This window comes from Anaerolineales bacterium, from assembly GCA_016928575.1.
Lineage (GTDB): Bacteria > Chloroflexota > Anaerolineae > Anaerolineales > RBG-16-64-43 > JAFGKK01.
On record JAFGKK010000006.1, the window covers coordinates 1 to 5,579 of the forward strand.

General features: G+C 63.5%; 5 protein-coding genes. 3 read left to right on the forward strand and 2 right to left on the reverse strand.

Annotation, left to right across the window (positions count from 1 at the left end):
- Positions 1–1,279 (reverse strand): DNA topoisomerase IV subunit B (locus tag JW929_00890; GenBank protein ID MBN1437938.1); only part of this gene is annotated, 1,279 nt, incomplete at its 3' end.
- Positions 1,280–1,286: 7 nt separating this feature from the next.
- Positions 1,287–2,303, reverse strand: coding sequence for a hypothetical protein (locus JW929_00895; GenBank protein MBN1437939.1), 1,017 nt, complete (start codon positions 2,301–2,303; stop codon positions 1,287–1,289).
- A 117-nt stretch (positions 2,304–2,420) separates the two neighbouring features.
- Between JW929_00895 and JW929_00900 the strand changes: the two genes are divergently transcribed.
- From JW929_00900 to JW929_00910, 3 genes are read left to right on the forward strand one after another with little or no spacing between them, the layout of a single operon-like run.
- Positions 2,421–3,263, forward strand: a complete 843-nt coding sequence (locus JW929_00900; protein ID MBN1437940.1) for an SAM-dependent chlorinase/fluorinase — start codon at positions 2,421–2,423, stop codon at positions 3,261–3,263.
- A 7-nt stretch (positions 3,264–3,270) separates the two neighbouring features.
- On the forward strand, positions 3,271–4,551 hold the full coding sequence (gene murA / locus JW929_00905; GenBank protein ID MBN1437941.1) for a UDP-N-acetylglucosamine 1-carboxyvinyltransferase: 1,281 nt from the start codon (positions 3,271–3,273) through the stop codon (positions 4,549–4,551).
- A 26-nt stretch (positions 4,552–4,577) separates the two neighbouring features.
- On the forward strand, positions 4,578–5,342 hold the full coding sequence (locus JW929_00910) for a hypothetical protein (GenBank protein MBN1437942.1): 765 nt from the start codon (positions 4,578–4,580) through the stop codon (positions 5,340–5,342).
- The last annotated feature ends 237 nt before the right edge of the window (positions 5,343–5,579 follow it).

A 5,579-nucleotide genomic window follows, 5' to 3' on the forward strand; every position in this document is an offset into this window, starting at 1 on the left:
ATTCCGCCTTCTCCGCCTCGCGTTCCGAGCAGTCCGCCAGCTTCCCGGGCAGGGTCATGCTTTCCAGCGCGGACTTGCGGATCACCAGGTCGCGGGCCTTCTTGGCGGCGTCGCGCGCGCGGGCCGAGGTCAGGCATTTTTCCACGATCGCCCTGCCCTCGCGCGGGTTTTCCTCCATGAAGGCGCCGAAGGCGTCGCTGACCACCTGCTGGACGATCGTCTGCACCTCGGGATTCATCAGCTTGACCTTGGTCTGGCTTTCAAACTGCGGATCCCGGTGCTTGATCGAGACGATCCCGGTCAGTCCCTCGCGCGTATCGTCGCCGGAGAAATTCGGATCGCCTTCCTTGAGCAGGCCGGCCTTGCGCGCGTAATCGTTGATCGTGCGGGTCAGCGCCGCCCGCAGGCCGGTCATGTGCGTTCCGCCGTCGACGGTGTTGATCGTGTTGGCGAAGGAATAGACCGATTCGGAATAGGCGTCGGTGTATTGCACGGCCACATCCACGCCGATGCCGTCCACCTCCTTGTTGGCGTACACCACCGGGTGGAGGGTTTCGCGGTTCCGGTTCAGGTAGCGGACAAAGGAGAGAATTCCGCCCTCGAAATAGAAGCTGGTCTCCTGCCCGGTGCGTTCGTCCTTAAGCGAGATGGTTACGCCGCGGGTCACGAAGGCCATCTCGCGGAACCGTTGGGCGACCGTTTCGAACCGGTAGGTTTCCTCCCCCTTGAAGATCTCCCGGTCGTAGAGGAAGGTGGTTTTCGTTCCGGTCTGGGGGCCGTGCGCCTTACCGATCACCTGCACCGGCGCCTTGGGCTTGCCCCGTTCGTAGCGCTGGAAGTGGATTTTCCCGTCGCGCCGGACCTCCACTTCACACCATTCCGAAAGCGCGTTGACCGCGCTCACCCCCACGCCATGCAGGCCGCCCGAGACCTTGTAGGATCCGCCGCCGAACTTTCCGCCCGCGTGCAAGGTGGTCATCACCACCTCCAGCGCGGGTTTCTTCTTTTCCGGATGCATGTCCACCGGGATGCCGCGGCCGTTGTCTTCCACCGCGACGCTGCAGTCTTTGCGGATGACGACCGAGATGCGGTCGCAGGATCCGGCCAGGGCTTCGTCGATGGAGTTGTCGACCACCTCGAAGATCAGGTGGTGCAGGGCTTTTACGTCCGTCCCGCCGACGTACATGCCCGGACGCCGACGTACGGCTTCCAGGCCTTCCAGAACTTGGATGTCTTTGGCTGCGTATTTGGATTCCGGAGCGGCTTTGGTTTTCGGCATGGGCGCTTCAGGCGACTCCCGGCGGGTTCTTGCCCGCCATGCGCGATTGCAGATAGGTTTGCACTTCCGAGATCCAGCGGCGTTTGTCGATGTAGTACGCCATGCTGGCGACGACCACCACCGATCCGGTGTAGGCGTTGCCGAGAACCCCCACCGCGCCGGCCCAACCGTCGTCCGGCGCCAGCGACCAGACGGAATAGGCGAGGTAATTGACCAGCATCAGCATGATCGGGATCCAGATCGACAGCGGGTACAGCCAGCGCGAGGTGTTCACGCTGTTCCAAACGGCCGGGAGCAGGTCGTCGTTAAACAGGGCGGTTCCGTGCATGGAAAACATAAAGAACAAGACGAGCCAAAACAGGAATCCCCCGCCCAAAAAAAACAGCAGGTTGGAAAGCAAAACCCCCGCCTCCGGCAGCGCCACGGTGACGATGGAAATGGCGATGAAAGCCGGGACGGCGAAGGCCGCGACCAAGACCGCGAAGGCGATGCATAGGATGACCACCGTCAGGCAGGTCCGCGCCCAGCGGATGACGAAATCCCTCACCCGGAGCGGGCCGTGGCGGGCGGTTCCCCCCGCCAGGATCCAATACAATGAACCGATCATCAACGAGATCGCCAAAAAAACCACGCCCAGCGCCGCGGCTTCGAACCAACCGCCGACCGTCAGGACGACGGGGTTTCCGATCGGCGTCTGATCCGGGGCGGTGCCGGCCATCAGGCTGGGGGGAAAAACGGGCAGGAACGCCAGCATCGAAAATAGGTTGAAGCTTTCGGCCGATTGGCGCAGGCCGTCGATGACGGCGGCGTTCACCTGATCCGCGGCGACGGCGGCGGCCAGCGAATCGATCAGCGGCGAAAGCAGTGCGGCGATCGAGAGGTGCGGCCCGAACCAAAGCAACGCGTCTAGAAGCACCGGTAGAACGAGGACCGCCGGACGGGCGTTTACGAATTCGACCCCCTTCCACAACGAGGAAAGGAATCCGATCGGCGCCTTGGGCCCGTCGACGAGAATTTTATCCATGAAAAAATTATACCAGATGCGGTCCGGTTTTTTCCCGACCCGAAGGGTTCCGCGGAACTCTTCGGGGCGGCGTTGTTCAGCTTGCCGTTTCGGATTGATGCGAATACAATCGCGTTCGTGGGCAACGCGTCCGTCGTGGCGTGCATCACCGACTTCGGAACCTCGGATTATTACGCCGGCGCCCTGCGCGGCGTCCTCGCCGGCCTGCTTCCGCAGGCCTCCATCGTCGACGTCACGCACGAAATTCCGCCCGGCGATATCCGCCGCGCCGCGATCCTGCTATGGGAAGCGCAGCCGGCCTTCCCGAAGGGAACCGTTTTCCTCGCGGTGGTGGATCCCGGAGTGGGAACCGAACGGCGGCCGTCCGCCATCCGCTTCGCGGAATGCGACGTGGTCTGCCCGGACAACGGCATCGCCGCCTTCCTGATGCAGCGGTTTTCGGAATTCCGCGCGTGGGAGATCGACCCTGGCCAGATCGCCGGCCGACCGATCAGCAACACTTTTCACGGCCGGGATCTGTTCGCGCCCGCGGCGGCGCATCTTGCGCTGGGGAAAGATGCGGACAGTTTGGGTTCGCCGCTCTCCTGCCCCGTGCGGATTCCGCTCCCGTTCTTCGAAGGGGACGAGCGTCGCGGCTGGGCCGGCGAGGTGTTGTACCGCGACCGTTTTGGGAACGCCGTCACCAGCATCGGACGGATTTCCTTCGACGGCCGCAATCTTGAGCCCTGGCTGCGGACCGGCGCGCGGGCGGGAAGGATCACGGAGGGGATGCGCGTTGTCCTCGAGGACGGCGGCGAAGCCCGCCTTGTCCGAACCTATCGGAACGGTAAGGACGGGGGCGGCGCCGTAGCGCTGGTCGGCAGCAATGGATTGTTGGAACTCGCCTGCGCAAGCCCGGCCGCGGCGGGCGCCGCCCGGCTGAAGGCCGGGACCCGACTGCGGCTGGCGCCCGCCGGATGAGGTGTTCATGGAGCAATTCATCATTGAAGGACAGATTCCCTTGCGCGGAGACGTCACCCCCTCCGGGAACAAGAACGCCGCCCTGCCGATTCTGGCGGCTTGCCTGCTGACCCGCGAACCCGTCGTCCTGCACAACGTGCCGAACATCCGCGACGTGCAATGCATGATCGACCTCCTGAAACAACTGGGAGTGCGGTTCGAGCCGCTGGGGCCGCACTCTTGGAAGGTGCAGGCCGTGTCGGTCCGCGGTTCGGAATTGGATCCGGAGATCTGCCGCCGGATCCGGGCGTCGATTTTGCTGGCCGGTCCGATGCTCGCGCGCGAGGGAAAAATCCGCCTGCCCACCCCCGGCGGAGACGTCATCGGCCGCAGGCGGGTGGACACGCACATCTTGGCACTCCAGGCGCTCGGCGCCAAGATGGCCTATCAGCGCCGGTTCGACATACGGGCGGATAGGCTCGCGGGCGCCGACATTCTGCTCGACGAAGCCAGCGTCACCGCCACCGAGAACACGATCATGGCGGCCGTCCTCGCCGGCGGGAAAACCGTCCTGCGCAACGCCGCCTCCGAACCCCACGTCCAGGATCTGTGCCATTTCCTCAACGCGCTCGGGGCGCGCATCCTGCATGTCGGATCCAACGTTTTAAAAATCGAGGGGGTCGAAGGGCTGCACGGCGGGGAATACACCCTTGGTTCGGATTACCTTGAGGTGGCAAGCCTGATCGGAGCCGCGGCCGTTACCGGCGGCGAGATCCGCATCCACAACGCGCAGCCGGAGCACTTGGCGATGAGCCGGCTGGTCTTCCGGCGCCTGGGAGTGGATTGGAAGGTCAAGGGAACCCGGATCCTTGTCCCTTCAGCCCAACGAATGGTCATCGAGCAGGATCTGGGAGACGCAATCCCCGAGATCAAAACCAACGTCTGGCCGGCCTTTCCGACGGACCTGACCAGCATCGCCATCACCGTCGCCACCCAAGCCCAAGGCACGGTCCTGTTCCACGACTGGATGTTTCCCGGACGGATGTACTTCACCGACAAATTGGTCAGCATGGGCGCGCGAATCATCCTGTGCGACCCCCACCGGGCGATCGTCCAGGGTAAAAACGAGTTGGTCGGGGAGAAGCTGGAAAGCCCCGACATCCGCGCCGGCATGTCGCTGATCCTCGCGGCGCTGGCGGCCAAGGGGACCTCGATGATCCGCAACATCTCGCAGATCGACAGGGGCTACGAGCGGATCGACGAAAAATTGAACGCCCTCGGGGCGAACATCCGGCGCGTGGCCGTCTAATCGACGCGCCGAAAAGGGAGTTCGACTTGGAATTCGATGCGGTGGAGTTGGAAAGGGGAAAGCAATCCGCCGGCAGGGTCGTTCCCTTCCTGCTCGTCATCGCGGTCTGCCTGCTGGCCGGGATCGCCCTGGGATCGTGGACCGGCGGCAGAACCGCCTCCCCGGCCGATCCCAAACAGGCTCCGCTCGCGGTGGTCTACCTTGGATACGCCGATTTTCTATCGCCCGCTCGTCTGCGGGGTGTGTGGATTCTGACGCTCGACGGCGACGGGAGGGCGGAGTTTGCGGGAGTTTCACCGGCACTGGTCGTCACAACAACCCTCGGCCAGGCGGCCGTCCTGCGCGATTTTCTTTCCGATCCCTCCGGCGCCCCCTCCCGCGTGCCGCAAATTCCCGTTTTCCCGCCGTCCGCCCGGATCGTGCTCATCGACGAGCAGGGACTGCTGACCTACGTCAACCGCACGGGGGGCGTGCCAATCGAAGGGCGTTATCTCAACGGCCCAGACCTCCTGGCTTTTCTTGCTCAAGGAGAGTCGGATCCGCTTGCCGTCCTCCGCCGGCAATTGCGGGTCGTCCGCTCCATGTTTTCCGCCGGCCCCTGCCCCGGCGAATCGGCGCTGGCAGGTTTGGATCCCGAGCACTACCTCTCGGAGCTTGCGCCCGAACTCCTGGTGGCGGAATGCCGCCGGCGCGGTCCGTACCTGCAGGGTGCCGTGACTTTCCGGATCATGGAAGATGTCATCCCATGGCAGCTTCCGGACGGGTCGATCGGGTTGTTGCCTTCCGCATAATAATCCACGCGGCGAAACGCACGCCAATAGCGGACTCAAGCCTGTCTTGGGCCGAGAGGCCGGAGGGGCAGGCATTCAAGGTGACATTTTCAGAGGGCGCAACGAATTATTATTGGCGTATGCTTACCCCGATGCAAGAAATATAATTTTTTTGTATCTGCTCAGCCTCAGTAATACTGAAATGAAATCCTGCTCTTTTCCATCCTCACCCCTATCCCCTGGCCCCTTCCCCCTCTC